We start from the raw sequence: 26,852 nt of genomic DNA, 5'->3' as shown, positions 1-26,852 counted from the left end.
GAGATCAATGGCAAGGAGGTATCGATCCAGACCTCCCATGATGCCATCAAGCTGGGCATGGCGTTCCTCACCGAGGACCGCAAGGAGACCGGCTGTTTCCTGCCGCTGGATATCCAGGAAAACGCCCAGATGGCCGTCATCCACGATGACTTCGTGAAATATGGTTTCGTGCAGGAAGCAAAACTCGAAAAGGTCTGCCGGGAAATCAGCCAGAAGTTGCGCGTAAAAACGCCGAACATGCACGAATGCATTGAAAACCTGTCCGGCGGCAACCAGCAGAAAGTGCTGATCGGTCGCTGGCTGCTGACCAACCCCAAGATCCTGATTCTCGACGAACCCACCCGCGGCATCGACGTCGGTGCCAAGGCCGAGATTCACAGCCTGATCACGCAGCTGGCCCATAACGGGGTCGCGGTGATCATGATTTCATCCGAAATGCCCGAAGTACTGGGCATGAGTGACCGCATTCTGGTCATGCACGAAGGTCACTGCACCGGCATTCTGGATCGCGCAGACGCCGACCAGGTAAAAGTCATGGATTTGGCTGCCCAATAATAACGCGTTACCGCATCAGGTATATGAGAGGTCGATTATGACAACCCGAACTGCAACCGCGCCTAATGCCACGCTGGCAGCGCCATCCAAAAAACGCCTGCCCCAGGAAATGAGTATTCTGCTGGTCCTGTTCGGCATCGCTGCCTTCTTTGAAGTCCTTGGCTGGTTCCTCGTCGGCCAGAGCTTTCTCGGCAACATGAGCCGACTCCAGATCATCATCCTGCAGGTCTCGGTCATCGGCATCATCGCCGTCGGCGTAACCCAGGTCATCATCACCGGCGGCATCGACCTGTCCTCCGGTTCCGTGGTGGCCATGAGCGCCATGGTCGCAGCCACCTTCGCCCAGGACGCCAACTGGCCGAAAATCATTCATCCGGCGCTGGTTGACCTGCCCTGGTTCATTCCGTTGATGGTGGGCCTGGCCGTCGGTGCCGCCGCCGGTTTTGTAAACGGCTGGCTGATCACCAAGACCAGGATTCCGCCCTTTATCGCCACCCTGGGCATGATGGTATCCGCCCGCGGTGTGGCCCGCTGGTACACAGACGGCAGCCCGGTATCCGGTTTCACCGAGAGCTTTGCCATGCTGGGTAACGGTATGGGCCGCTGGGCACCGGTCGTCATCTTCCTGGTCGTCGCCGCCGTCTTCCATATCGTTATGCGCTACACCCGCTTCGGTAAGTTCACTTACGCCATCGGCGCCAACCCCCAGGCTGCCCGCGTTTCGGGTATCAACATCGAGTCGCACCTGATCAAGGTCTACATGATTGCAGGTCTGCTGGCCGGTCTTGCCGCCATGGTCGCCATTGCACGCATCAAGACTGCCCAGGCGGGTATGGGCCTGATGTATGAACTGGATGCCATCGCCGCTGCGGTTATCGGTGGCGTATCGCTGTCCGGTGGTCGCGGACGCATCACCGGCACCGTGATCGGCGCCCTGATCCTCGGCGTGATGCTGTCGGGCTTCACCTTCCTGCGTGTCGATGCCTACTATCAGGACATCATCAAGGGTGCCATCATCGTCGTCGCCGTTATCGTCGACATGCACCGTCAGAACAAGCGCAGCAAGAAAACCTGACGCATATACGCATTCAGCAAAGCAAACAAGGGGACTCTTTGCGAGAGTCCCCTTTTATGCATCACGGGCCCATTACATCAGCCTGGTCAGTATTAAGCCGCAGGGTCGATCCGCTGGATGGGCCAAACCTGTTCGGTGGCAGGCTGCTGCTGCGGACTGAGGCCAATGCCCGCTGGAAGGAAATGCCCCGCCAGGCGGTGGCCGACAGCGAATGGATCGAGCTGCCCTGCGAGCATCCGTTCAACTCCACCAGCCACGCCGAAAACAGCCGCAGTGTAGGGCGCGTAGACATGGCGTTCGCAATCCGCCAGCAACGCGAAGAGCGGACCAGTGGCGCCATGACGCTGCATTCGCTCGAACTGATGGAGGGGTTGCTCTGGTCGGCGAAGGCACGCCCGTTGTGTGAACTGAAGACGACCTTCAATCGTCCAGAGGCCCTGCCGGGGGATTTCCCGGCGAGTGAGGCTTAACCCTTCAAAGGCGGCCGTTAAACCAAGATATAAATCGTTTATACTGCCGTTTGACTTTCTTCTTTACAGGAATAGCTTAATGCGCGAAACGGACCTGGTTTTCTTTCAGCCCCTGTGGCGACGCGTTGCCGCTACAGTCTTCTGCGTGCTTTGGTCCGTTTTCGAGTGGGCGACTCACAGCCCGTTCTGGGGCATGGTGTCACTGGGCTTTGTTTTTTACTGTTACTGGATGTTTTTTCATACCTTTGAAGAAATGAAGCCCGAGAACAAGTCGCAGGATTCGCACAGGGATTAGGCGGTCTTTCAAGTACGCCCCATATAATAAAAAGGCCGGTTAACTCACCGGCCTTTTTATTAACCAAACAGTCTGCTCACTCAAAATACCCGCAAATAATGAACGGTGGCGCCGCCTCCCACCACTGCACCACTGCACGCATCCGGTACTACAGATGTAGACCGCCACTGATTTGGCATCCCCGGCACCTGCACTGTCGCGATCACCGCCCCTCCCTCGAAAGCGCACCGTCAATGGGTGTCGAACCTGTAAGTTCCCCCGCTAAGGCCAACCGTCGCGACAGCACATTATTTATGGATTTGAATTTATGAAACGTAATTTTATTTTTATTGATCCATTGTGCCGAACTGGTCTATGATGGGTTCATCCCCGCCAGGAACCGTTCTTGAGCGGCCCCAAGACACCGACGCGAACAATAGAGGTAGATGTTATGCAGGTTCGACAGAGCGTCCACAGCGACCACGCCAGGCAGATGGACACCGAAGATCTTCGCCAGAACTTCCTGGTCGAGGATATTTTCCGTGCTGATCACTTCAGCATGACCTACAGCCACGTCGACCGGATCATCTTTGGCGGTATCATGCCGGTCGAAAAGACCCTCAACTTTGCCCCGGAACTGGGCCAGAGTCTTGGCGTTGATTACTTTTTGCAGCGCCGCGAGCTGGGACTGATCAACATCGCCGGTGCCGGCGTTATTACCGTCGATGGTGTTGAGTATGAAGTCGGACCGCGCGAAGCGCTCTATATTGGGCAAGGAGCCAAAGAAGTCAGCTACAGCAGTGTCGACTCGGCCGAACCTGCAAAATTCTATTACAACAGCGCGCCGGCCCATACCGCCTACCCAACCCGCAAGATAACGCTGGAAGAAGCAGCGCCGGTAACACTCGGCGACGCGGCCAGCAGCAACAAGCGCACGATATACAAATACATCGTGCCGGATGTACTGCCGACCTGTCAGTTATTGATGGGTCTGACCCAACTGGAAGCCGGCAGCCTGTGGAACACCATGCCGTGCCATACACACGAACGGCGCATGGAGGTCTATTTCTATTTCGACATGAATGCAGAGACAGCCGTGTTCCACATGATGGGCAAACCGCAGCAAACCCGTCACCTGCTGGTACACAACGAACAGGCTGTCATCTCGCCCAGCTGGTCGATCCATTCGGGCGTCGGTACCCAGAGTTACACCTTTATCTGGGGCATGGTCGGCGAAAACCAGGTGTTCAACGATATGGACCATATCGCTGTTAAGGACCTGCGCTGACACGCGACCCTGATATAACAGGAGACCCGAGATGATTTTGAATACTTTCAACCTGCAGGACAAGGTTGCGATCGTGACGGGCTGCAATACCGGCCTTGGCCAGGGTATGGCCGTCGGGCTTGCCCAGGCAGGCTGCCATATCATTGGCGTCAATCGCAGCGATGCGACCGAAACCCAGGCCCTGATCGAATCCCTGGGGCGACGCTTTCTCGGTCTGCACGTCGACCTCGCCCGGACCGAAGATATCCCCGGCATCATCGACAAGGCCGTCAGTGAATTCGGTAAAATCGATATATTGGTCAACAACGCCGGCATTATCCGGCGCAATGACGCCATCGACTTTTCGGCCCAGGACTGGGACGACGTCATGAGCGTCAACCTGCGCACAGCCTTCTTCATGTCCCAGGCGGTTGCGCGCCAGTTTATCGCTCAGCGCAGCGGCGGAAAGATTATCAATATCGCGTCGATGCTGTCGTACCAGGGTGGCGTTCGGGTGCCCTCCTATACCGCCTCCAAAAGCGGCTTGCTGGGCCTCACACGATTACTGGCCAACGAGTGGGCCCACGAAAACATCAACGTCAACGCCATCGCCCCCGGCTACATGGAAACCAACAACACCGAAGCACTCAGATGTGACGAGCAGCGCAGTCGCGAAATTCTGGACCGCATCCCGGCCGCACGCTGGGGCCTGCCGGAGGACATGATGGGATCTGTGGTGTTTCTGGCGTCCCGCGCATCGGACTACGTCAACGGCCACAGCCTGGCGGTGGACGGTGGCTGGCTGGCCCGCTGAAGCAGCACGCCACTCTCTCTCGAACCCTTTCCGTCACGCAGATCCCACAGCGGAAATGCCATTGCCCCGCACGCCGTGCGGGGCTTTTTTCCTCTCACCGAACCCTGAGGCGCTGCGCATCCCGCTCAGTCTCCAGCCAATAACAGGTAGAGCAGGAGGCTTATACGCGCCTGCAGCTCCAGCCAAAACCCAGCCAAATCCTAGCCTTTTGCCGCGACTGGCCCGACCTCCCAAGCGACTCGACTCCGTATCCTAATTCGACCGTCGGCGCAGGGTGACGTCCAGTGGCTCCTCGCTATCCACAGCCATGCACAGGCCCGAACGGCAGCTCGCAGCGATGCTGTTGTGTACCTGTAGCGGGCTTTATTAATCATACATCAGACAACAATTGACACCATTTTAGAAATGAAATAGTGTTTCTAAAAAATAAGAATTAGTTTTTAAAACCAAACTCATGTCGCCTACACGGCGGCGACGGTAGCCGGGATAGCCCGAATTGCAGCTTGATCCATTCCGGCCAGAGCAATCATTCGACACAGTGAGGTTACAAGAAAAATGATCATAAAATCCGTCAACGTCGAGGTTTTCACGTACCCCAGTCGCCGTTCCGTCGACAGTGCCGGGCACTCACACCCCGGAGATGAAAAGCTGGCGAAGATGGCCATGTTGCGCATCGCCACCGAAGAAGGCCCAGAAGGCTTTGCATTCGGCCCGCCGGAAGTGATCCGCGCCCATGTTGTCGAGGCCTTTGCACGCAAGGTGCTGATCGGGCAGAACCCCTTCGACCGCGAACGCCTCTGGCAGGACCTGGTGCACTGGCAGCGCGGTAGCGCCGGCCAGCTGACCGACCGCGCCCTCGCCCTGATCGAACAGGCGCTGTGGGACCTGGCCGGTCGCGCTTTGGAGTTGCCGGTACACAAGCTGATTGGTGGCTACCGCGACAAGGTTCCGGCTTACGGCAGCACCATGTGCGGAGACGAGCTGAAAGGCGGCCTGGCGACACCGGACAATTACGCCGCTTTCGCCGAACAACTGGTGGCCCGCGGCTACAGGGCAATCAAGCTGCACACCTGGATGCCGCCGGTATCCTTCGCCCCCGACACGAAAATGGACGTCCGGGCCTGCGCCGCCGTGCGTGAGGCCGTGGGCCCCGATATCGCACTGATGCTGGATGGCTATCACTGGTACAGCCGTACCGACGCCTTCTATATAGGCCGCGAACTGCAGCGTCTCGATTTTGCCTGGTTCGAAGAGCCCATGGTCGAGGATTCCGCCGAGTCCTACGCCTGGCTGGCGGCCAACCTGGATATCCCTGTACTGGGTCCCGAAACTGTGGCCGGCAAGCATTACAGCCGCGCCAGCTGGGTCAAGAACGCCTCCTGCGACATCCTGCGCGCTGGCGTGGCAGGCGTTGGTGGCATCGGTCCCTGTCTGAAAGTGGCCCACCTGGCCGATGCGTTTGGCATGGACTGCGAAGTGCACGGCAACGGCGCAGCCAACCTGGCAGTGGTCGGTGCGATCAAGAACTGCCGCTGGTACGAGCGCGGTCTGCTGCATCCATTCCTGGACTATGACGAAGTGCCGGCCTACCTCAACAGCCTGGTCGACCCGATGGACACCGAGGGCTTTGTCCACCTGTCGCAGAAACCGGGTCTCGGCGAAGACATCAACTTCGACTACATCCAGGAGCACCGGATCGAACGCTACTGAGGCGGTAACCAGGCACCGCAACCCCTGCTGCTAACTATAAAAAAGAGGCAACACCCCATGAAAATACCCGCGACCTTTAAATCCTGTGCTCTGGCGCTCGCCATGGCGATCACCCCGATCGCCAGCGTCCAGGCCGAAACACCGACCGACCAGCTCATCGTCGGCATGAGCATGAACAACCTGCTGTCACTCGATCCGGCCGCAGCGACCGGGCTCGATGTAGCACAGGTCAATGCCAACCTCTACGACATGCTGGTCGAGCTGGATTCGAACGATCCCACCCAGGTGCTCCCCGCCCTGGCTGAAAGCTGGACGATCAGCGCAGACGGCCGCACCCTGACGTTCAAATTGCGCCCCGGAGTCCGTTTCCACTCCGGCAACCCGCTTACGGCCGAAGATGTGGCCTGGTCGCTACAGCGCGTACTGAAACTGAATCTGGCGCTGGCGGCAACCTGGAAAACCTATGGCTTCAGTGCGGAGAATGCAGAGCAGTACCTGCGTGCACCCGATGCGAGCACCTTTGTGCTGGAGCTGCCGGAAACGGCCGATCCGAAACTGGTGCTCTATACCATCGGCAGTTCGCCGAGCGCGTTTATTCTCGATCGCGAGACGGTGCTGAAACACGAAAAAGACGGTGACCTGGGTAATGGTTGGCTAACCACCCATGTCGCGGGCTCCGGGCCCTTCACGCTGGACGACTGGCGCGCCAAAGACCGACTGCTGATGAGCCGATTCGACGACTACTGGCGCGAGCCGGCCAAACTGCGCCGGGTGATCATGCGTCACATGACAGAATCGCAGTCGCTGCGCCTGATGGTCGACCGCGGCGATATCGATGTCGCGACCGGCATGTCGGTGCCCGATATCGAGGCGATGAAAGCCAGCGATAACGTTAGCATCCAGTCGATTGAAAGAGGCACGCTGTACTATGTCGCGGTGAGCATGAAAGACCCCAAGTTCGCCGACAAGCGGGTACGCCGGGCCGTCCGCAGCCTGATCGACTACAAGGGTATCAACCAGACGGTGATGCCGAACTACGGCATCTACCATCAGCGCCCGGTCAAGCTGGGCCTGCCGGCCACGCTGCCGGAACCAGACTACAAGCTGGACGTCGACCAGGCCAAGGCGCTGCTGGCTGACGCCGGCTATCCGGATGGCTTCAAGAGCAGCATTCGCGTGCTGTCCGACGCGCCCTTCATCAATATCGCCACCAGCGTGCAGTCGACCCTGGCCCAGGCCGGCATTGATGCCAGCATCATCACCGGCACCGGCAACCAGGTCTATGGCGCCATGCGCAACCGCGATTTCGAGATCATCGTTGGCCGTGGCGGTGGCGGTATCGAACCGCACCCGCATTCGAGCCTGCGCTCGCTGGTCTACAACCCCGACAACAGTGACGAAGCCAAACTCACCAACTTCCAGGGCTGGCGCACCGGCTTCCATAGCCCCGAGCTGAACACCCTGATCGAGCAGGCGCTGATCGAAAAGGACAATAACCGGCAGCTCGCGATGTACCAGGATGCCCAGCGGCTCTATGACGAGCAGGTCGGTGCCATCTTCCCGGTCTCGCAGATGGTCGACACCGTAGTGCTGCGCAACGATATCCAGAACTACCAGGGTCACCCGGCCGCAACCACACACTTGCGTGAGGTCTACAAGCAGCGCTGAAGACACAGCGCGCCGGACAGGTACTGCCAGCTCGGCAGCTGCCTGTCCGATCCTAGCAGCCTGTTGGACTTACCACTGATCTACGACCGGCCAAGCCCGACAGGCTGCTAGCGCGCTTTAGCATTATTCCATTCCGGAGACCACCATGTCCCTGTTATCCCTTAACCTGCCCAGCCGTGGCCTCAGACGTGTCATGCACCGCCTCAGCGCGGTAACTCTGACCCTGTTCGGCCTGCTGACACTGACGTTCATCATCGGCCGTGTGATGCCGATCGATCCGGTACTGGCCGTTGTCGGACCGGATGCCGACAGCTCGACCTATGATCAGGTCTACCGCCAGATGGGATTCGACCGGTCACTCTGGGTTCAGTTCGGTTACTATCTGCGTGACCTGGCCCAGGGCGACTTCGGCAATGCCCTGCTAACCGGACGCCCGGTAGTGGACGATATCCTGCGCACCTTCCCCGCGACCATTGAGCTGGCCACGGTCGCGATCATTTTTGGCATCGGCGTCGGCGTGCCGATGGGCGTCTATGCCGCCACCCAGCGCGGCCGCCTGGCCGACCATGTGATCCGGGTTATCAGCCTGTTCGGCTACTCCACCCCGGTATTCTGGGTTGGCATGATCGGCCTGATCATCTTCTACGGCTGGCTTAACTGGGTTGGCGGTGCCGGCCGTGTAGACCTGGCCTACGATGGTTTGGTGACGCCGGTTACCGGCATGCTGCTGATCGATTCGGCGCTGGCCGGCGACTGGGAAGTCTTTGGCAGCGCCTTCAAGCACATCATCCTGCCCGCCTTCATTCTGGGACTGAATTCAGTGTCCTTTATTGGACGCATGACGCGCAGCTTCATGCTGACCCAGTTGTCGCAGGAGTACATCCTGACCGCTCGCGTCAAGGGGCTGCCGGAACGGGTGGTCATCTGGCGCCATGCGTTTCGTAACATCCTGGTGCAGTTGCTGACCATCGTGGCGCTGGCCTATGGGTCGCTGCTCGAAGGCGCCGTGCTGATCGAAACCGTTTTTGCCTGGCCGGGCTTCGGCCAGTACCTGACCAGCAGCCTGCTGCTTGGCGACATGAATGCGGTCATGGCCTCGGTACTGCTGATTGGCCTGATCTTCGTACTGCTCAACCTGCTGACCGATGTGCTTTACCAGGTATTCGACCCGAGGACCCGCTGATGACGACTCAGATTTCCATGGCTGCACGGACGTCGTCCGAACCCCACACACGCTACCAGGCCCTATGGCTGAGCCTGGGCACGGGCGCCCGCCGCCTGCTACACAACCCCCTGACCGGAGCCGGCCTGCTGGTCGTGCTGCTGCTGTTGCTGGTCGCGCTCTTTGCACCCTGGCTTGCAACTCACGACCCCCTCGCGCAGGACTTGAACCGCTCGCTGCACGCGCCCAACGCTGATAACTGGTTCGGCACCGACGAGTTCGGCCGCGATATCTTCAGCCGGCTGGTGTATGGCTCGCGCATCACGCTGTACATCATTGCCCTGGTTACCGTCATCGTCGGCCCCATCGGCCTCGCTGTCGGCACCATCTCTGGCTATTTCGGCGGTGTTGTCGATATGCTGTTCATGCGTATCACCGATATCTTCATCTCCTTTCCAAGCCTGGTGCTGGCACTGGCGTTCGTGGCAGCACTGGGCCCGGGCCTGGAGCATGCGGTGATTGCCATCGCCCTGACCACCTGGCCACCGATTGCCCGCCTGGCCCGCGCGGAAACACTGCAGTTGCGTAACGCCGACTTTATCGTCGCGGTGCAGCTGCAGGGGGCTTCATCGGCGCGCGTCATCCTGCGCCATATAGTGCCGATGTGTCTCTCTTCGGTCATCGTTCGACTCACCATGAATATGGCAGGCATCATCCTGACGGCTGCCGGGCTCGGCTTTCTGGGTCTCGGCGCTCAACCGCCGCTGCCGGAATGGGGCGCGATGATCTCCACCGGCCGCAGCTACATGATGGAATGCTGGTGGCTGGTGGCGGCACCGGGCCTGGCCATCATGTTGGTAAGCCTGGCCTTCAACCTGCTGGGCGACGGTCTACGCGACCTGCTCGACCCCCGAAGCGAATGAGGAAGTAGCGATGTCTGAAGCCAAATTGCAGGTCGACAATCTGAGCATTCAATTTATCAACGACGGCCGTACGACCGACGCCGTGCGCAACGTTTCGTTTTCTCTCGGGCGGGAAAAACTGGCCATCGTCGGCGAATCCGGTTCCGGCAAGTCGACCGTCGGACGCAGCCTGTTGCGGCTGCATCCGGCCAGTGCCCGCATCAGCGCCGATACGCTGCGCTTCGGCGACCTGAACCTGCTGGACGCTGACGAGAAGACGCTGCGCAGCATTCGTGGCCGGCGTATTTCCATGATCATGCAGGACCCAAAATATTCGCTGAATCCGGTCATGACCGTCGGTGCCCAGATCACAGAAGCCTATCTGGCCCATCACCGCGTCAGTCAGCGCGAAGCGCGCAAACAGACGCTTGAAATGCTGGAAAAGGTGCATATACGCGATCCGGAGCGGGTCTATTCACTCTATCCGCACGAAGTCTCGGGCGGCATGGGTCAGCGCATCATGATCGCGATGATGCTGATACCGAATCCCGAAATAATCATCGCCGACGAGCCGACCTCGGCACTGGATGTCTCGGTTCAGCAGCAGGTGCTGTCGGTACTCGATGAACTGGTGACCCAGCGCAACCTGGGACTCATTTTCATTAGCCACGACCTGAACCTGGTGCGCAACTTCTGCGACCGGGTGCTGGTGATGTACGCCGGCCGGGTGGTCGAATCGATTCGGGCCGCGGACCTCGACCAGGCACAGCATCCCTACACTCGGGGCCTGCTGGCCGCCCTGCCCAGCCTTACCCAACGCCGTGAGCGCCTGCCGGTGCTGCAGCGCGATCCGAGCTGGCTCACAGACTGAGGAAATTCTAATGGCAATGATCGAAATTCAGTCCCTCAACCTGTCGTTCGGTCTGGATGGCAGCCGAGTGCAGGTGCTAAAGGACGTCAATTTTCAGGTACGGGAAGGCGAGTCGTTCGGCCTGGTGGGGGAATCCGGCTCCGGCAAAACCACGGTGCTGCGCTGCCTGGCCGGCCAGTACTCCCACTGGGAAGGCGAGTTGCGAATCAACGGCGAACGGCTTGGGCGTACGCTTGACCGTGACCGCTGCCGCCGGGTTCAGATGGTATTTCAGGACCCCTACGGCTCCCTCCATCCCCGCCATACCGTCGAAACAGCCCTGGGCGAGCCGCTGCATATTCACGGCATCGGCCAGCATCGCGAGCGTATTGGCGCCATTCTGAGCAAGGTGGGGCTGAACGACAGCTTCCGCTACCGCTATCCGCACCAGCTGTCTGGCGGGCAGCGGCAGCGCGTGGCCATCGCCCGGGCGCTGATTCTGGAGCCGCGCATTCTGTTGCTGGACGAACCCACATCGGCGCTGGACGTGTCGGTACAGGCGGAAATTCTCAACCTGCTTGCCGACCTGCGACAACGCGAGGGCTTGACCTACCTGATGGTCACCCATGACCTCGGCGTGGTGGCCCACCTGTGCTCACGTGTAGCCGTGATGCAACACGGCAAAGTACTCGAGACGCTGGATACCAACGATCTGGTCCGTGGCGAAGCCAGCGATCCCTATACCCGAATGCTGATCAGCTGCAGCCAGCACAAGAGCCGCGACCGGGACTGCGCCTAAGCAGACAACGCAACAGGTTAAAAGGCGCCCCTGAACGGGCGCCGAATACCACCCTCAGTAGCCACCGCTGTCGAGGAAATCATCCCGCTTCGGCGAGAACAGGTCCATCAGGCGACTGCCAGCCTCGAGGGCAACCACGCCATGGCGGTCACTTTTGGGCGCCGTGAATGCATCGCCCGCCTGCAGTACCCGCCGCTCACCGGCGACCTCCACCTCGAACCGTCCCCTAATCACGTAGGCGATCTGATCATGCAGTTCATGGGCATGTGGCTCACCGATGGCGCCTTCATCGAACTCCACCAGCACGGCCATCAGCGAGTCGGTCCAGGAAACAAGTTTGCGTCGAATGCCGCCGCCCAGTTCTTCCCAGGCCTGGGTTTCATCGATAAAAAATCGGTTCATGCTGCTCTGCCTCGTGATTCAGTCAATGGTCCGCGGGTCAAGCAACTCGATCTGAGCGCATTCTCCCCCGATGAAGCTTTATTATGCCATCAAAAACACTTAATGAAACAACGTTTCTTTTTTGTGAGACCGTCGTTTCTTTTGATTTGCAGGCGCATTTCGGCTTCATATCCTGGATGCGCCTGGCGTCGCACCGGCACCAAAGCGCTGACGCTGTTAGCAAGGCAGGACCGACAGCCCAAACAACAGGTACAAACCCGCCAGAGGGAAGCTGGCAACGCACAGCCAGGAAGTCTTGAGTACAGAATGACCGCTCAGCGCTACCGGCCGGAGGATAGGACAAGATCAGTGGCGCTTGTGCGTACCCAGGACACTGAACGGTATCAACACTAAGCACCCGGCACCAAAGGGTGTAGAGCCCTGGGTGCAGCGACAAGGGGTCCGATAGCGCCGCTTGGTCGGCCGTAGCGAAGGAAAAACCGAATTGTTCAGCACACCCATGTGCTTCACCCCTTCGGGGTTTGCACGTTCAATTTTTCCCGACGATTGAATGAGGCAGTTTTTGAGCTCTTTTGAGGCGATACATCGGCAGGATTGCCGATTTACACAGCGATAGCTGCCCACCGGGCAAGCTACAGGGATGTAGCTTGTGAAAAGTGGTCCTATCAAAGAGTACGAAAAATGCCCCCTCTTCGCATAAAAGAAACGGCTTTTCCGTACGACTGCATGGATGCAGGGTGAAGCAGGATGCCCTAGCCGAGTAGATCAGTGTTAAGTCCGACAGGCTGCCAGCAGGCGTTCGCCCGGCAACCTGCCGGCGACAGTTCCGGTCGGCGCAGGAATCGAAACGATACGGTTCCTTAAAAGGGATACTCCGCGTAGCCCAGCTGCTGGGACACCACACGGGCGGCCCGGTGCAGCATCGCCACATAGTCAGCATGCTGCTTCTCGTCGTAGCGCATCATGGGGAATGACAGGCTGAGCCCTGCAATCACCTGTCCAAAGCGGTCAAACACCGGTACCGCCACGCACAGCAGGCCCTCTTCCATCTCCTGGTTGTCCTCGGCATAGCCCTGCTGACGCACCTGTCCCAGCACCGGCATCAGCTGGTCGACGGACTCCAGCGTTCTGGTCGTAAACTTCTTGAACTCCACATCCGCAAGAATATCCCGCACCTCGCTCTCGTCCCGCCAGGCCAGCAGCACCTTGCCGATGGCGGTGCTGTACAGCGGATTGCGCCGGCCGATGCGCGAATACATGCGCAGGCTGTATAGCGAATCGATCTTGTGGATATAGATGATGCTGTCTTCTTCGAGGGCACCGAGATGCACCGTCTCCTTCGTCAGTTTCGACAGCTCCCGCATCTGGGCATCGGCAATGCGAATCAGGTCGACATTCTGCAACGCCTTGGCCCCGACCTCGAACAACTTCATGGTCAGGGAATACTTGTCGTTTTCGCCTTCCTGCTTTACATAACCAAGTGTTTTCATCGTCTGCAGGAATCGGTAGACGGTACTTTTGGACATCAGCACGCGTTGCGACAGCTCGGTGACACCAATCTCTTTCTCGTCGCCCAGCGTCTGCAGGATACCGAACACCTTTAACACCGACGAAACGGACTCCGGGGTCTTGTCTGCGGCAGTCATCAGCGGCCTCACTTCGTTTTAATTAAAATGGAACACCGTGCCATTGTAAGAGCCAAGTACACTCTGATGCAATTGCTGCCGACCCTGCATTGTGCAATAGCGGTTGTTTCAATCTTTATAACAAAAAGAACTGGCGCCATATCCAACAAGGTCTTGTACTGATAAAACAAAAATGAAATACTGTTTCAACCATAAGGGAATAGCATTTCTAAAACACAACATCCCCACAGACACTGCCCCACGGAACAGACTCCAAACGTCCCGTAGAGGTCGAACCAGATAAGGAGAGGCAAGCCCAAGAGTCGACCCCAGCCAGATAAAGCCACATGATTCTCGATATAACACTAAGAAATTGAGGAAACTGACCCATGAAACCGATCACTAAATCCCTGCTGTCCTGCTGTCTCGTTACTACCCTTGCCTGCGGCGGCCTCTTTTCGGCCGACGCCTCGGCCCAGACCACACTGCGCCTTGCCTACGCCAGCAACAGCCAACCGGTCAAGGACGCACTGGCATTGTTCGGCAAGCTGGTTGAGGAAAAGACCGATGGCGAGGTCAAGGTGATGTATTTCCCGGACAGCCAGCTGGGGGGCGAACGCGAGCTTGTGGAGCTGACCCAGACAGGTGCCGTCGATATCACCAAGGTTTCCGGTGGCTTGATGGAAAGCTTCGCACCGGTCTATGGCGTTTTCTCGATGCCGTACCTTTTCGACAGCGAGCAGCATTTCTACCAGGTCATGGATGATCCGAAGATTATGGACGGGGTCTACCAGTCCACCAAGGATCTGGGGTTTGTCGGGCTGACCTGGTACGACTCCGGACAGCGCAGCTTTTACACCAAATCCAAGCCGATCAAAACACTGGAAGACCTCAAAGGGCTTAAAATCCGGGTCATGCAAAGCCAGACCGCCATCAAGATGATGGAGCTGCTGGGCGCCGCACCGGTCGCCATGGGCCAGGCCGAAGTCTATACATCTATCCAGCAGGGCATCCTCGATGGCGCAGAAAACAATGAGTTCGCACTCACCGTGGCGCGTCATGCCGAGGTCGCCAAGCACTACTCCATGGATACCCACACCCGCATCCCTGATGTGGTCCTGATCAGCTCCCAGGCACTGGCGCAACTGAGCGATTCGGAACGTCAGGCGGTGTTCGAAGCGGCCCGGGAATCGACTGAGTTCGAGAAGCAGGCCTGGAAAACGGCCATCGAGCAGGCACAGCAGGAAAGCAAGGAGAAATTCGGCGTCGTCTTCTATGATGTGGACATCGCACCGTTCCAGCAGGCGGTACAGCCAATGTATGACGCATTGAAATCCAATCCGGCGCTATACGAACTGTATCAGCAGATCCGTTCGGTCGCTCAGAACTGAGGATACTGCCATGCACGGGCTGCGTACCTTTCTGGACAGACTGCTTCAACTTTTTTGTATCAGTTTACTCGGAGTAATGGTGGTAGTGGCGCTTTGGCAGGTGGCGAGCCGGTATGTTTTCGGCTCGCCCAGCACCCTGTCCGAGGAGTTTCTGCGTTTTGCTCTCATCTGGATTTCAATCATGGGCGCGGCCTATGTGGCGGGTAAAAGCCAGCATGTATCGATGAGCCTGTTCGTTGACCTGCTGCCGCTGTCAGGTCAGCTTAAATGGGGCATGGCCCTCCAGATGATATTTCTGCTGTTTGCCGTTTTTATTCTGATCATGGGGGGCGGTCATGCCGTTTCCATCTCAATGACACAGATATCACCGGTGCTGCAGATTCCCATGGGACTGATCTACTCGGCGCTTCCTGTCTCCGGCGTCGTCATTGTTCTGTACAGTCTGATCAATATTTTCGACCTGTACCGGACCTATCGCGTTCACGAGGTATAGCGACATGGTTCTTGAAGCAAGCTTGACCCTGATTGTGACCTTCGCGGTACTGCTATTGCTAAGTGTTCCGATCGGAATCTGTATCGCTATCGCCTCCACGGCTACCATGCTGCTGATGATGCCGATGGACAGAGCACTTTTTATTACCGCGCAAAAAATGGTTTCGAGTCTGGATACCTTTGCGCTGCTGGCCGTACCCTTTTTCATTCTCTCCGGCGAGATTATGAACAATGGCGGTATTGCCACGCGCCTGGTCAATTTCGCCAAGCTGTTTTCCGGCAGAATACCGGGGTCGCTGACCCATACCAATATCGTCGGCAACATGATGTTTGGCGCCGTGTCGGGTTCGGCCATCGCGGCCTCCACCTCTATCGGCGGCGTGATGGTACCGATGAGTGAAAAGGAGGGCTACCAGCGTACCTTTGCGGCGGCCGCCAACATCGCCTCAGCCCCCACCGGAATGCTTATTCCACCGACCACGGCGTTTATCATCTATGCGCTGGTCAGTGGCGGTACATCCATTGCGGCGCTGTTCATGGGCGGCGCTGTCGCCGGAATCCTCTGGGGGCTGGGCTGCATGATCGTCGCCTACATCGTGGCCAAACGCCATCAGTATGCGATGGCGCCGGCAATAACCCGACAACAGGCCTGGCACATCTGTCGCGAGGCGCTGCCAAGCCTGCTGCTGATCGTTATCGTGGTTGGCGGCATTGTCATGGGTGTCTTTACGGCGATAGAAGCCTCGGCAGTGGCCGTACTTTATACCGGCTTTTTATCACTGGTGGTTTATCGCTCGATCAGGCTTATCCAGCTGCCGGCTATCATGATGTCTACTGTCCGCATGACCGGTATTATCATGTTTCTGCTGGCCGCGTCGTCTGCCATGTCATTCGCGATGGCATTCAGTGGACTGCCAGCCGTGATCAGCGAAATCATTCTGGGCATATCGGACAATCAAATCATCGTTCTGCTGATCATCAATATATTTTTATTGATTATCGGCACCTTTATGGATATTGGCCCGGCCATTCTGATTTTCACACCGATATTGCTGCCTATCGCCACGCAGTTGGGCGTCGATCCGGTCCATTTTGGCATTGTCATGATCTTTAACCTATCCATCGGCACCATTACCCCGCCGGTAGGCTCGGGGCTGTTCGTCGGTGCCAGTGTCGCGCAGGTCAAGGTTGAGAGCCTGATCAGACCCTTATTGCCATTTTACCTGGCCATTATACTGGTGCTGCTTATCGTCACCTACTTCCCGCAATTGACACTGTTTCTGCCACAGCTGTTTGGGGTTTGATACCACCCCTGCGTACATCGCACCCAACAGTATTGCCGGCTGCACTGCAGCAACCGGGTCACCGCCGAATATACATAACAAAAACGCATTGCAGCAGGAGATAGATTTTCCATGAAAGTCTTCAGCGTTAAAGATAACCCCTTATTGTGCAAACCCGATTTCTTTATAAGCTACGACCAGCTCAAGGTGCTTATTCAAAAGATCACCGACAACCTGGTTAACATTACCGACGAGACCGGTGAGTTTCTACTGCACCTGGACGATGGCCGCACCATCGACACCAAGGGATGGGCGGGCTGGGAGTGGACCCACGGCATCGGCCTTTACGGCATTTACCGCTATTACGAACAGACCAACGACACCCGGGCACGGGACATCATTGACCACTGGTTCAGCGCGCGCCTGTCAGAAGAGCTTGCGACCAAGAACATCAATACGGTCTGCCCCTTTCTGACCCTTGCCTATCGCTACGAGGAGGAAGGCAACAAGAGCTGGCTGCCCTACCTCGAAGCCTGGGCAGAATGGGTGATGTACGACATGCCTCGCACCGAACGGGGTGCCTTGCAGCATATCGTCTACAACAGCGAAAACCACCAGCAGATCTGGGACGACACCCTGATGATGAGCGTCCTGCCGCTCGCCAAGATCGGCCAGCTGCTGAACCGTCCGGAATATGTCGAAGAAGCCAAATACCAGTTTCTGCTGCACACCCAGTACCTGATGGATAGGGAAACGGGCCTGTGGTTTCACGGCTGGACCTTTGAGGGCAAACACAATTTCGCCCAAGCCCGCTGGGCCCGCGGTAATAGCTGGCTGACGGTCGCCATTCCGGATTTTATCGAGCTGCTTGATCTGCCGGAGCACGACGCCACCCGCCGCTACCTGCTCCAGGTACTGCAGAGCCAGGTCGAGGCTCTGGCCAAGTGCCAGCATGCGTCGGGCCTCTGGCATACCCTGCTCGACGATCCCGACTCCTATCTCGAAGCCTCGGCCACGGCGGGCTTTGCCTACGGTATTCTGAAAGCCGTGCGCAAGCGCTACATCGACAAGTCCTATGCCCAGCTGGCCGAAAAGGCAGTACGGGGCGTTATCAGCCACATCAATCCGGACGGCGAACTGACCCAGGTCTCGTTCGGCACCGCCATGGGTGAGGATCTGGATTACTACCGCACCATTCCCCTGACGTCCATGCCCTACGGTCAGGCCATGGCCATACTCTGCCTGTCGGAATACCTGCGGGTCTACCTGTACCGCTAACACAGACCGAACCGGCCAGGAGCGCAACATGGTGCGCTCCGGCACTATCCAGCCATACACCAAAAACCCTGCCGTACTCCCGTACCGGCAGGGTTCATTCTGTTCAGCGTCAAAATTTTCCCAGTAGCCTGAAGCGCTAAATGCCTGCCTGGGAGGCCGCAGCGATACCCGGCAACGCGACATCCTGCGGCACGATGGCCCCCCGGTGCTGAATCACGGTGCCCGCCAGTTCGTGTGCCAGCCGGGCACTTTGCGCCACCGACAAGCCACCGAGACGCCCAGCCAGGTAACCGGCATTGAAGGAGTCGCCGGCGCCCGTGGTATCCACCGGGCTGATCCCGGCCTGTGCCGCTACCTCGAGTCGCGCATCGCCCTGCGCAATCATGCAGCCCTTCGCCCCCTGTTTCACCACCACCTCGACGGCCCCCCGCTGCTGCCAGTGTTCGATCACCTGCTCCGCCTGATCGTAGCCGTGCAACATACGTTCGTCGTCCAGCGTCGTCAGTACTATTGCACCGCAGGCGACCACGGCGTGCATCGCCACGGACGCCTGCTCCTTCATGCCCCACAGGGCGGGCCGAAAATTCGGATCGAACGCCAGCAGCCCCTTGCGCTTGCGCAGACAGGCAACCAGGCGCTCGCGGGCTGATTCGGGCAGTATCGCAAGACTGATACCGGACAGGTACACGGCATCGAACCCCGCCAGACGTTGCAGGATCTCGTCCGCCCCGGGCCCATCCAGCAACGCCCGGGCCGCTGAACTGTCGCGCCAGTAATGAAAGACTCGCTCCCCCTGGCTGTCGTTCTCGATCATGTAGAGACCGGGACGGCGCCCGTGAAGCCGGCGCACCAGCGCAGTATCAAGACCGGCGTCGGCAAAGTGCCGGCACATGGCCTCGCTCATGCGATCGTCCCCCAGCGCCGTGACATAACTGACGCGGGCACGATCCCCCAGCAGGCGCTGCAGATAGTAGGCGGTATTGTAGCTGTCGCCAGCGAAGCCCTGGCGATACTGATCTGCGCCCTGGGGCGCCAGTTCGATCATGCATTCACCGATACTGGCGATTCGAAGGGCATTGGTGGTCATCTTGGAACTCCCCCGTCTGACGTGTTGAAGCAGATGCACAGACTGCGCAGCGATGGTTGTAAAAATCCGGGCCGCTGGCGTCGACACGCGACGAGTCCCGGTACAGCGCCATGATCACACAACTAAAACGTTGTTTCAATTTATAAAAAACGAAAGACCAAATATATGCATGACTGCCGGCCCGTGGAGACCCATGCCGCAAGGGGCCTCACCTACGCTGCCCCTCGGTCGTTCAGATACCAATAAATGTTTGCTTCCGAGGCGGTTAAAACATCAGGCAGCAGCCTGCACGCTGACGGAAATCGCAGGGCATTCAGCACCTTCAGAAGAGGGCTTCGCCGATCCGGCCTTGACGGGTGAGTATCCTGTTGTGATGGGCAAGCCACGCCGAGAAAGGGTCTGACAGCACGCCCAGCCGGGTCGCCGGACCGCCGGGTCGCCGGGTCGCCGGGTCGCCGGCCTCGCTGGCGCCCGGGTCCGAGCGCCTTCTTGCCGAGTAAGACTACCGGCTTTCTGTGTTCACCAACTCCAGCCAGTGATCGCAGTAATCGGCCAGTCCCGGCATGGCAGCAGGCTCGACAGGTATGGCCGGCGCCGCACCGACCCAGTCACAACCCGGTATCAGCTGGGCGGCGCCCTGGGTCGTGCCGGTGCTGTCCTCGCTGGCCCGCACCTGCTGATCCGGGCGCAGCGACTGCAGCACACCCAGGTAGACGGCATTACGGGCGAAGCTGCCCTCGACAAAAATATCACCGGCGCTTTGCAGCCGGCTCAGGCAGTAATCCGTCACCTGCGCGCAGTACAGCGCGGCCAGTGCCGTGCGCTCCCGGGCGCTTAAATTGTCCGCGGGTCCGATCACCGCGCCCTGACGATCCCGGAACGGGCCACCCTGGCTGGCAAATGACGGCAGCGCAAAAACGCCCTGCGCCAGCACCCGCTGCAGGTCGGCGACATCGCAGTCATCGGCATCGCGCAGCAGCTCCCACTCCCGCCCGCCCATGAAACGGATGCAGGGCACCGGGTCACCAAAGGCGCTGACATTGGCCAGCATGTCATCCTGCTCTCTGAGTCCCTGCAGGGGCGCACCAATGCCGGCCATGACGGTCCAGGTGCCGGTGGAGATGACAGTGAAAGGCGCCTCGACCCGCTGCAGATAGGGCACCAGGGACGCATTGCTGTCGTGGATGCCATTGATCACCTGGCAGTCGGCCGGCAGGCCCAGCTCGCGGGCCAGCGCCGGCAACACCGGGCCCAGCACCTCGCCAGCGTTTAGCAACGGTGGAAACAGGCCCTGCCAACCCATCCGCTCAACCAGCGACGAATAGCACTGCTGTTGCGGCTGCCACAGGTCGGTATGGCAACCCAGCGATGTGACCTCGCTGGCCGCGACACCGCTCAGACGCCAGCCCCAGTACTGCGGGTACATCAGGATGGTATCGACGCGGGCAAAGTCATCGGGCCTGGATTGCGACAGCCAGAACAGCTGTCGCCCCAGGTTCAGCCCGCAGCTCAGCGCCGGGCTCAGGGTTTCTTCGTAGTCCGGGCGCACGCGGTCGTAATTAGCCCCCGCCTGTTCACACAGGTCCGACTCATAATCCAGTACCGGCACCGCAGGCGAGTCACCGGCCAGGCAGACCGCGGTCGCACCGTGCGTTGTAAAGGTCAGAAAGCGCACGGCATAGCGCCGGCCCAGCTGCACAATACCCTCGCAATACCAGCGCCAGATACCCTCGATATCGGCCTGCGGGTAGGGTTCGGCCAGGATCACATCGTTGCTGCGCCGCAGTGACTCAAGCGGTGTTCCGGTCATCGCATCCAGGGCGCAGAGTTTGACATTGGTCTTGCCAATATCCAGTACCACGATAATCGCTTGCATGCTCACTCCAGATAGAACATCGGCTGCAACGCCACGGCCAACGGCTCATGGCTGCCAGGCTGCGTTTCCATGAGCGGGCTCATGCTCAGCCACCAGCGCTGCATCACCGGCTCCTGCTTGAGGGACGCGGCATCGAACTGCCCCGCCGTGCTGAAATGCGCAAACAGCTGCAGCGTATCGGGCTGCAGATAGATATGGTAGTCACCGATGCCATAGGCTTTCAGCAGGGCTTTCAGTTCCGGCCAGATGTCATCGTGACGCTGCCGGTAGTCGGCCTCGCACCCGGGTTTTAGCTGCATGACAAAGGCATGATTCATGGTGCGGGCTTCCTGTTCCTGAATTTTTTCAGCAGCACCGGTGTGGCGATAACGCCGATGAGCATGCCACCGATGATGATGGACATCACGATGCCCGGCACATTGATCAGCCCCAGCCCGAACGTCACCAGCCCCATCAGGAACACGGCGATGAAGACACCGGCAATGGTGCCGGAGCCCCCCATGATATTGACGCCGCCCAGCACCACCATGGTGATAATGCTCAGCTCCCAGCCCAGGGCGATGGTCGGGCGGGTACTGCCCAGACGGGACGTCAGCAGCACCGCGGCCAGGCCACAGACCAGGCCAACCAGCACAAACAGAATCAGGCGGTGACGTGCCACATTGATGCCGGAATAAAAGGCTGCCGTCGGGTTGTTGCCAATGGCGTAGGTACGGCGGCCAAAGTTGGTTTTGTGCAGCAGGCCGTAGAACACCAGCGCCAGCACCAGGAACAGCACGAATTCGAAACTGAACATGGCGTAGACATACCCTTGGCCGAAATAGGCGAAGTCCTGCGGATAGTCCTTCATTACCGTATCGCCCAGCAGTATGTAGCTGATGCCGCGAAACAGGCTCATGGTGCCGATGGTCACGACAATGGAGGGGATCTGGAACCTGGTCACCAGCAGGCCGTTGATCAGGCCGCACAGCAGGCCCACACCCAGTCCGGCCAGCATGATCAGCGGTGAGCCGGCGCCGGTCTGCGCCACGAATCCCATGGCCACCGAGGCCAGCGCGATGATCGAGGCGATCGACAGGTCAATTTCCCGGCTGATGATCAGCATGGCGACCGGCAACGCAACGATGGCCTTCTCGACAAAGTTGAAGCTGGCATCGGACAGGTTCCAGGGGTCCAGAAAATAGGGCGATGCCAGACTGTTGATCACGAACACGGCGGCCGTGATGAGCAGCAGAAAGAACTCCCAGGAGAGCAGCCGATAGGACAGGCTGACCCTGGGCAACAAGGGCTTGTGCATTATCTTTTCCATCGCAGGCGATCCTGTTGTTATTTTAGTGGCTCTGTAGGGCCGCTTTTTTCAGAATGATGCGTCCGGTCTTGCGTTCGCTCTTGGCGTTGGCGATCACCGCTATCACGATCACCGCGCCCGATATCGCCATCTGCCAGAACGGCGAGACGCCGATCACCGGCAGCGCATTGTTGATGACGCCCAGAAAGAGCGCGCCCAGCACGCAGCCCTGCACCGTGCCGATGCCACCCATAATGCTGACACCGCCAATCACACAGGCCGCAATGACCTGCAGCTCAAAGCCGGCGGCAACATCGACGTAGGCCACGGCATAACGCGACACCCACAGGTAGCCGCACAGCCCGGCCAGCAGACCGGAAATACTGAAAGCAACAAACTGCAGCCGGCCGACCTGGATACCGGTATAGAACGCGGCCGTCGGGTTATTGCCCGCCGCATAGATTTCACGCCCCAGGCGCCGCTGGCGGGTAAAGTGCACCATCACCGCAATCACTATCACCGACACCCAGGCCAGTACGGGAATACCCAGCAGCTCGGTACGGGGAATGCTGACAAAGGCACCACTCATTTCATGGGCATTCACCCAGGCACCGTCGCTGAGCAGAAAGACAATGCCGCGGTAGATGCTCATGGTGCCGAGCGTCACCACGATGGCCGGAATCCCCAGTTTCCACACCAGCACACCGTTGATCATGCCAAGAATCAGGCCCAGCAGTGCCCCGGCCAGTACCAGCAGGGGGACGGCAACCTCCGGGTAGGCGCTGTTCAGCATTGCCACCACCATGCCGGTCAGGGCGAGGTTGGCGGCCACCGACAGATCGATGCAGCGGGTCAGGATCACCAGCATCTGCCCCAGGGCCAGGATGATCAGGATAGAGGTGTCGTTGTACACCGCCAGCAGGTTCGAGGGCAGCAGGAAATCATGCGTTACCAGCCCCACCATCAGGGCCAGTACGACGATCAGCACCGCCAGTAACACTTCACGATTTTGCAGTAATGTTTTCATCGATAACCCCCTAGCCGCCCGTCGCCGCACTGACGATGCGCTCGGCGGAAAATTCATCACGCTTGAACTCGCTGACCATCAGCCCCTCGTGCATCACGATCATCCTGTCCGACATGCCCATCACTTCGGGCAGTTCGGATGACACCATGATTACCGCCAGGCCCTCCTGCACCAGCTCGCACATGAACGCATGCACGGCCGCCTTGGAGCCGATATCAATACCCTTGGTCGGTTCGTCAAGAATGATCACCTTGGGCTTGGTCGCCAGCCATTTGCCGATGACCACTTTCTGCTGATTGCCGCCGGACAGGTTGCCGACCTTCTCGCGCCAGTCAGGTGCCTTGACCTGCAAGCGTCGCGCATAACCATCGGCCAGCGCATATTCGGCCTTGTCGCTGAGCACGCCGTTCGCGTTGATGGTGCTCAGCTGTGGCAGGCCGATATTCTGATAGATGGGCAGTTCCAGCACCACGCCCTGCGCCTGGCGCTCCTCCGGCACATAGACGATGCCGGCCTTGATGGCATCGGCGGGGGAGCGAATGGTCACCGCCTGCTGACCGATCTCGACCTCCCCCTGAACACCGCTGGAGACGCCGAACAGGGCCTGCATCAGTTCGGTCCGCCCGGCGCCCACCAGGCCATAGAAGCCGAGGATTTCACCCTGGTGCAGGTCAAAGCTGATAGCGTCGAATTCCGTCGGATGACGCAGATTGCGCACCTGCAGCACCGGCTCGCCAATGGCGGCCTCGACCTTGGGATACACCTGTTCCACCGTGCGTCCGACCATCAGGGTAACCAGTTGCGCTTCGTCAACTTCCTCCATCTTGCCGTCGGCCACGTAACAGCCGTCGCGGAACACCGTGTAGCGATCAGCAATGGCGAAGATTTCATCGAACTTGTGACTGATGAACATGATGGCGCAGCCGGCCTGCTTCAGCCGCCGCACGATGCCGTAGAGCTCTTCGATTTCGTGGTGCGACAGCGCCGCCGTGGGCTCATCCAGGATCACCACCCGCGCCTCGAAGGACAGCGCGCGGGCAATGGCCACCATGTGCCGCTGGCCGATACTCAGAAACTTCAACGGGGTTTTGGGATCGATCGGTGCTTCGATGTCCTGCAGTATCTGCTGCGCCCGGGCATGCATCAGCGGCCAGTCCAGCCGGCCGGAACGTGCGCGGGTCAGATAATGGCCGGCGAAGATATTTTCCGTCACGCTGAGTTCGTCGAACAGCACCGTTTCCTGGTGAATCGCGGTAATCCCGAGGCTGCGCGCGGCCTCCGGCGTATCCAGCGAGATCAGCTCACCGCCGAACCGCAGTTCACCTGCATCCGGCTGATAGATACCGGTCATGGTCTTGACCAGGGTCGACTTGCCGGCACCGTTCTCGCCGATCAGCGCCGTTACCTGTCCCGGATAGAGATCCAGCCGTACCTGATCGAGTGCCTTCACACCCGGAAAAGATTTGCTGACTCCTCGCAATGAAAACAGAGAGTGAGATTCAGACATGGTTATTTCTTCTTATGGGAATAGCAGGGCCCGGCAGGGAGCCGCAGGCTCCCTGCCGGTCAGGACAAACAATCAGAAGATATCGGCGAAGGCGTGTACGTTGGACGCGTTGTAAACGAATGGCTCAGCCATTGCGGCGCTGCCCTCGGCATCCAGCGTAGCGGTACCGATCCGGCCCATGCCGATCGCGCTGTCACTGGACTCCCCCTTGACGAGGTTGTACGAAATCATGGTCGCCGCGTAACCCAGGTCGATCGGATTCCAGATGGCGAAGCTTTTTACCGCGCCCGAATCCACATGCCCGGCCAGCTCCGATGGCAGACCCAGACCCGTGACAAAGACCTCGCCGATGCGACCCTGATCCTGCACCGCCTGTGCCGCTGCCACGATACCCACGGAGGTCGGGGCAACAATGACCTTCAGGTTGGGATGGGACTTGAGCAGTCCCACGGTTTCGCGGTAGCTCTTGTCGGCCAGGTCATCACCGTACACCGTGGCAACCAGGTTGAGCTGCGGATACTGCGGCAATACCTTTTTCATTTCCTCGATCCAGATATTCTGGTTGGTCGAGGTCGGCGTGGCGCTGAGAATGGCGATATCGCCCTTCTCGCTACCGGTGGCCTGCAGGGCTTCATCGGCCAGCTTGACGTTCATCTCGCCGATCAGCGAATTGCTGGAAGGATTCAGGTGCACCTGACGGCCCTCGGGCGCCACACCGGAATCCCAGGACACCACCTTGATACCGCGCTGCTGCGCTTTTTTCAGGATGGGTACCAGGGCATCGGTATCATTGGCGGATACCGCGATGGCATCCACTTTCTGCGCGATGAGTGAATTGATTACTTCGATCTGGCCTTCGGCGGTGGTCGATGTCGGACCGGTATAGATCACTTCAGCATCGCCCAGCTCCTTCGCCGCCTCCTGCGCCCCTTCGTTGGCGGCCTCGAAAAAGCCGATACCCAGTGCCTTGACCACCAGGCCGATACGCACTGAGTCTGCCTGAACCAGTCCACTGGTTGCCATTGCGGCTGCTACGAGGGCACTTGCCACTATTTTCTTGAAAGGCATCTTTAAGTCTCCGTCTCGCTTGTTGTTGTTATATCGACAGTCGCCCTTCTAGGGGCGCTTGCTATTCGGCGACAGCTTCGGCTCTTGAGATAACGAGCCTGCAGCCGGCATCCTCTATCAGTTTTTGCGTTTTTGCATCGATTCCGTCATCGGTGATCACGATGTCCAGTTCCGACAGCGCACAGACGATCAGACTGCTGCGCTGTGAAAACTTACTGCTGTCAACCAGCAGCACCCGCTGTTCCGCCTGTCGCAGCAGGCGTGTCGTGCCCTGCACGATTTGCGGGTCGGTTTCCATCACGCCCAGCGGGCCAACCCCCTGGGCACCGAAGAACATTCTGGCGGCATAGAAGTTGGCAGAGCCGTCTTCCGGATACGGGCTCAGAATCAGATTCTGTTCCCGGTACACCTTGCCGCCCGGCAGCGTCACGCTGCACTTGCTGTGCTTGAGCAGGTAGTCCGCAATGACAAAGGAATTTGTCATGACATGTAGCTGCCGGTTTTTCAGGTACTCGGCCATCATGTAGGCGGTGGATCCACCGCCAATGATGATCGACTCACCCTCTTCGCACAGCGCTGCCGCCTCCCTGGCAACCAGTCGCTTTGCCCTGGCGTTGATCGTTTGACTGATCGCAAAGGGACGCCCCGCCAGACTGGTCGATGTGGGTGGATGCAGGGACTCGGCACCACCGCGCACTTTCCTCAGCTTGCCCGCCTTGTGCAGGAAGCTGATGTCTCGCCGGATTGTCGCCTCCGAGGCTTCCAGCAGTTCCACCAGGTAGCTGACTGTTGCTACCGGTTTCTCCGCCACCTCAGCCAGGATGATTCGATGTCGCTCACGTTCGTGCATAATCAGTCCTTGTTGGTCAATATGTCGCACGCAAATGCGAATTGCAAGCGCAATATGATTTTTTATGATCACTTATGATTGATATTGACTGATGAAAACAAGCGGGGTACATTATTTCAATCACGATTGATC

26 protein-coding genes are annotated in these 26,852 nt (G+C 58.9%); 16 read left to right on the top strand and 10 right to left on the bottom strand.

The window, feature by feature from the left end:
- From F451_RS0120905 to F451_RS0120850, 12 genes are all read left to right on the top strand, one after another.
- Positions 1-555: ATP-binding cassette domain-containing protein (locus F451_RS0120905; RefSeq protein WP_020683369.1), on the top strand; the 555-nt coding region annotated here is incomplete at its 5' end.
- Between the two features lie 37 nt (positions 556-592).
- The gene (locus F451_RS0120900) at positions 593-1,630 is read left to right on the top strand and encodes an ABC transporter permease (protein ID WP_026291944.1); all 1,038 of its coding nucleotides are present in this window, start codon (positions 593-595) and stop codon (positions 1,628-1,630) included.
- A gap of 56 nt (positions 1,631-1,686) precedes the next feature.
- Positions 1,687-2,100 carry a hypothetical protein gene (locus F451_RS0120895; RefSeq protein WP_020683367.1) on the top strand — a complete coding sequence of 138 codons (414 nt, stop codon included), beginning with the start codon at positions 1,687-1,689 and terminating at the stop codon, positions 2,098-2,100.
- A gap of 79 nt (positions 2,101-2,179) precedes the next feature.
- Entirely contained in the window at positions 2,180-2,395 is a 216-nt protein-coding gene (locus tag F451_RS0120890) for a hypothetical protein (RefSeq protein ID WP_020683366.1), read from the top strand.
- A 430-nt stretch (positions 2,396-2,825) separates the two neighbouring features.
- Complete coding sequence (gene kduI / locus F451_RS0120885) at positions 2,826-3,662, top strand: 5-dehydro-4-deoxy-D-glucuronate isomerase (RefSeq protein ID WP_020683365.1); 837 nt, start codon at positions 2,826-2,828, stop codon at positions 3,660-3,662.
- A gap of 31 nt (positions 3,663-3,693) precedes the next feature.
- Positions 3,694-4,455, top strand: a complete 762-nt coding sequence (kduD, locus tag F451_RS0120880; protein ID WP_020683364.1) for a 2-dehydro-3-deoxy-D-gluconate 5-dehydrogenase KduD — start codon at positions 3,694-3,696, stop codon at positions 4,453-4,455.
- A 555-nt stretch (positions 4,456-5,010) separates the two neighbouring features.
- Entirely contained in the window at positions 5,011-6,165 is a 1,155-nt protein-coding gene (locus F451_RS0120875; RefSeq protein WP_020683363.1) for a mandelate racemase family protein, read from the top strand.
- 57 nt (positions 6,166-6,222) lie between these two features.
- Positions 6,223-7,833, top strand: coding sequence for an ABC transporter substrate-binding protein (locus F451_RS0120870; protein WP_020683362.1), 1,611 nt, complete (start codon positions 6,223-6,225; stop codon positions 7,831-7,833).
- Positions 7,834-7,978: 145 nt separating this feature from the next.
- Positions 7,979-9,016: an ABC transporter permease gene (locus F451_RS0120865; RefSeq protein ID WP_020683361.1), complete on the top strand. Its 1,038-nt coding sequence runs from the start codon at positions 7,979-7,981 to the stop codon at positions 9,014-9,016.
- A complete protein-coding gene (locus F451_RS0120860) occupies positions 9,016-9,918 on the top strand; it encodes an ABC transporter permease (RefSeq protein WP_020683360.1) in 903 nt (300 codons plus the stop codon). Before F451_RS0120865 ends, F451_RS0120860 begins: the two co-directional genes overlap by 1 nt.
- Positions 9,919-9,928: 10 nt before the next feature.
- Positions 9,929-10,768, top strand: a complete 840-nt coding sequence (locus F451_RS0120855; protein ID WP_020683359.1) for an ABC transporter ATP-binding protein — start codon at positions 9,929-9,931, stop codon at positions 10,766-10,768.
- A 10-nt stretch (positions 10,769-10,778) separates the two neighbouring features.
- Positions 10,779-11,546, top strand: a complete 768-nt coding sequence (locus tag F451_RS0120850) for an ABC transporter ATP-binding protein (protein WP_020683358.1) — start codon at positions 10,779-10,781, stop codon at positions 11,544-11,546.
- A 54-nt stretch (positions 11,547-11,600) separates the two neighbouring features.
- Here F451_RS0120850 and F451_RS0120845 read toward each other — a convergent pair whose 3' ends face one another.
- Positions 11,601-11,948 carry a cupin domain-containing protein gene (locus F451_RS0120845; RefSeq protein WP_020683357.1) on the bottom strand — a complete coding sequence of 116 codons (348 nt, stop codon included), beginning with the start codon at positions 11,946-11,948 and terminating at the stop codon, positions 11,601-11,603.
- Positions 11,949-12,808: 860 nt separating this feature from the next.
- Positions 12,809-13,594 (bottom strand): DNA-binding transcriptional regulator KdgR, encoded by a 786-nt coding sequence (gene kdgR, locus F451_RS0120840; RefSeq protein WP_020683356.1) that lies wholly within the window; start codon positions 13,592-13,594, stop codon positions 12,809-12,811.
- 368 nt (positions 13,595-13,962) lie between these two features.
- Here kdgR and F451_RS0120835 point away from each other — a divergent pair, with 368 nt between their 5' ends.
- The 4 genes from F451_RS0120835 to bglB all read left to right on the top strand — a co-directional run bounded on the left by F451_RS0120835 (position 13,963) and on the right by bglB (position 18,017).
- Positions 13,963-14,964: a TRAP transporter substrate-binding protein gene (locus tag F451_RS0120835; protein WP_020683355.1), complete on the top strand. Its 1,002-nt coding sequence runs from the start codon at positions 13,963-13,965 to the stop codon at positions 14,962-14,964.
- Positions 14,965-15,040: 76 nt separating this feature from the next.
- Positions 15,041-15,457: a TRAP transporter small permease gene (locus F451_RS0120830; protein WP_420835283.1), complete on the top strand. Its 417-nt coding sequence runs from the start codon at positions 15,041-15,043 to the stop codon at positions 15,455-15,457.
- Between the two features lie 4 nt (positions 15,458-15,461).
- Positions 15,462-16,760 carry a TRAP transporter large permease gene (locus tag F451_RS0120825; RefSeq protein ID WP_020683353.1) on the top strand — a complete coding sequence of 433 codons (1,299 nt, stop codon included), beginning with the start codon at positions 15,462-15,464 and terminating at the stop codon, positions 16,758-16,760.
- Between the two features lie 111 nt (positions 16,761-16,871).
- Entirely contained in the window at positions 16,872-18,017 is a 1,146-nt protein-coding gene (bglB, locus tag F451_RS0120820; protein WP_020683352.1) for a beta-galactosidase BglB, read from the top strand.
- 136 nt (positions 18,018-18,153) lie between these two features.
- Here the strand turns inward: bglB and F451_RS0120815 are convergent, their stop codons facing one another.
- From F451_RS0120815 to F451_RS0120780, 8 genes are all read right to left on the bottom strand, one after another.
- Positions 18,154-19,104 (bottom strand): sugar kinase, encoded by a 951-nt coding sequence (locus F451_RS0120815; RefSeq protein ID WP_020683351.1) that lies wholly within the window; start codon positions 19,102-19,104, stop codon positions 18,154-18,156.
- A gap of 502 nt (positions 19,105-19,606) precedes the next feature.
- Positions 19,607-20,980: an FGGY-family carbohydrate kinase gene (locus F451_RS0120810; RefSeq protein ID WP_020683350.1), complete on the bottom strand. Its 1,374-nt coding sequence runs from the start codon at positions 20,978-20,980 to the stop codon at positions 19,607-19,609.
- Between the two features lie 2 nt (positions 20,981-20,982).
- The gene (locus F451_RS0120805; protein ID WP_020683349.1) at positions 20,983-21,297 is read right to left on the bottom strand and encodes an L-rhamnose mutarotase; all 315 of its coding nucleotides are present in this window, start codon (positions 21,295-21,297) and stop codon (positions 20,983-20,985) included.
- Entirely contained in the window at positions 21,294-22,289 is a 996-nt protein-coding gene (locus F451_RS0120800) for an ABC transporter permease (RefSeq protein ID WP_020683348.1), read from the bottom strand. The genes F451_RS0120805 and F451_RS0120800 overlap by 4 nt, the downstream gene beginning before the upstream one ends.
- 22 nt (positions 22,290-22,311) lie before the next feature.
- Positions 22,312-23,295 (bottom strand): ABC transporter permease, encoded by a 984-nt coding sequence (locus F451_RS0120795; protein WP_020683347.1) that lies wholly within the window; start codon positions 23,293-23,295, stop codon positions 22,312-22,314.
- A gap of 10 nt (positions 23,296-23,305) precedes the next feature.
- The gene (locus F451_RS0120790; protein WP_026291942.1) at positions 23,306-24,802 is read right to left on the bottom strand and encodes a sugar ABC transporter ATP-binding protein; all 1,497 of its coding nucleotides are present in this window, start codon (positions 24,800-24,802) and stop codon (positions 23,306-23,308) included.
- Positions 24,803-24,874: 72 nt separating this feature from the next.
- Positions 24,875-25,825: a rhamnose ABC transporter substrate-binding protein gene (gene rhaS, locus F451_RS0120785; protein ID WP_020683345.1), complete on the bottom strand. Its 951-nt coding sequence runs from the start codon at positions 25,823-25,825 to the stop codon at positions 24,875-24,877.
- A 106-nt stretch (positions 25,826-25,931) separates the two neighbouring features.
- Positions 25,932-26,720 (bottom strand): DeoR/GlpR family DNA-binding transcription regulator, encoded by a 789-nt coding sequence (locus F451_RS0120780; RefSeq protein ID WP_020683344.1) that lies wholly within the window; start codon positions 26,718-26,720, stop codon positions 25,932-25,934.
- Between the last annotated feature and the right edge of the window lie 132 nt (positions 26,721-26,852).

It is taken from the genome of Marinobacterium rhizophilum DSM 18822, from assembly GCF_000378045.1.
Taxonomy (GTDB): domain Bacteria; phylum Pseudomonadota; class Gammaproteobacteria; order Pseudomonadales; family Balneatricaceae; genus Marinobacterium_A; species Marinobacterium_A rhizophilum.
The sequence above is the reverse complement of the archived record's forward strand: the minus strand, read 5'-3'. Positions and strand labels throughout refer to the sequence as shown.

Coding starts and splice junctions, on each gene's coding strand:
- F451_RS0120900 (WP_026291944.1), top strand. CDS start 593: ATGACAACCCGAACTGCAACCGCGCCTAATGCCACGCTGGCAGCGCCA.
- F451_RS0120895 (WP_020683367.1), top strand. CDS start 1,687: ATGCATCACGGGCCCATTACATCAGCCTGGTCAGTATTAAGCCGCAGG.
- F451_RS0120890 (WP_020683366.1), top strand. CDS start 2,180: ATGCGCGAAACGGACCTGGTTTTCTTTCAGCCCCTGTGGCGACGCGTT.
- kduI (WP_020683365.1), top strand. CDS start 2,826: ATGCAGGTTCGACAGAGCGTCCACAGCGACCACGCCAGGCAGATGGAC.
- kduD (WP_020683364.1), top strand. CDS start 3,694: ATGATTTTGAATACTTTCAACCTGCAGGACAAGGTTGCGATCGTGACG.
- F451_RS0120875 (WP_020683363.1), top strand. CDS start 5,011: ATGATCATAAAATCCGTCAACGTCGAGGTTTTCACGTACCCCAGTCGC.
- F451_RS0120870 (WP_020683362.1), top strand. CDS start 6,223: ATGAAAATACCCGCGACCTTTAAATCCTGTGCTCTGGCGCTCGCCATG.
- F451_RS0120865 (WP_020683361.1), top strand. CDS start 7,979: ATGTCCCTGTTATCCCTTAACCTGCCCAGCCGTGGCCTCAGACGTGTC.
- F451_RS0120860 (WP_020683360.1), top strand. CDS start 9,016: ATGACGACTCAGATTTCCATGGCTGCACGGACGTCGTCCGAACCCCAC.
- F451_RS0120855 (WP_020683359.1), top strand. CDS start 9,929: ATGTCTGAAGCCAAATTGCAGGTCGACAATCTGAGCATTCAATTTATC.
- F451_RS0120850 (WP_020683358.1), top strand. CDS start 10,779: ATGGCAATGATCGAAATTCAGTCCCTCAACCTGTCGTTCGGTCTGGAT.
- F451_RS0120845 (WP_020683357.1), bottom strand. CDS start 11,948: ATGAACCGATTTTTTATCGATGAAACCCAGGCCTGGGAAGAACTGGGC.
- kdgR (WP_020683356.1), bottom strand. CDS start 13,594: ATGACTGCCGCAGACAAGACCCCGGAGTCCGTTTCGTCGGTGTTAAAG.
- F451_RS0120835 (WP_020683355.1), top strand. CDS start 13,963: ATGAAACCGATCACTAAATCCCTGCTGTCCTGCTGTCTCGTTACTACC.
- F451_RS0120830 (WP_420835283.1), top strand. CDS start 15,041: ATGGTGGTAGTGGCGCTTTGGCAGGTGGCGAGCCGGTATGTTTTCGGC.
- F451_RS0120825 (WP_020683353.1), top strand. CDS start 15,462: ATGGTTCTTGAAGCAAGCTTGACCCTGATTGTGACCTTCGCGGTACTG.
- bglB (WP_020683352.1), top strand. CDS start 16,872: ATGAAAGTCTTCAGCGTTAAAGATAACCCCTTATTGTGCAAACCCGAT.
- F451_RS0120815 (WP_020683351.1), bottom strand. CDS start 19,104: ATGACCACCAATGCCCTTCGAATCGCCAGTATCGGTGAATGCATGATC.
- F451_RS0120810 (WP_020683350.1), bottom strand. CDS start 20,980: ATGCAAGCGATTATCGTGGTACTGGATATTGGCAAGACCAATGTCAAA.
- F451_RS0120805 (WP_020683349.1), bottom strand. CDS start 21,297: ATGAATCATGCCTTTGTCATGCAGCTAAAACCCGGGTGCGAGGCCGAC.
- F451_RS0120800 (WP_020683348.1), bottom strand. CDS start 22,289: ATGGAAAAGATAATGCACAAGCCCTTGTTGCCCAGGGTCAGCCTGTCC.
- F451_RS0120795 (WP_020683347.1), bottom strand. CDS start 23,295: ATGAAAACATTACTGCAAAATCGTGAAGTGTTACTGGCGGTGCTGATC.
- F451_RS0120790 (WP_026291942.1), bottom strand. CDS start 24,802: ATGTCTGAATCTCACTCTCTGTTTTCATTGCGAGGAGTCAGCAAATCT.
- rhaS (WP_020683345.1), bottom strand. CDS start 25,825: ATGGCAACCAGTGGACTGGTTCAGGCAGACTCAGTGCGTATCGGCCTG.
- F451_RS0120780 (WP_020683344.1), bottom strand. CDS start 26,720: ATGCACGAACGTGAGCGACATCGAATCATCCTGGCTGAGGTGGCGGAG.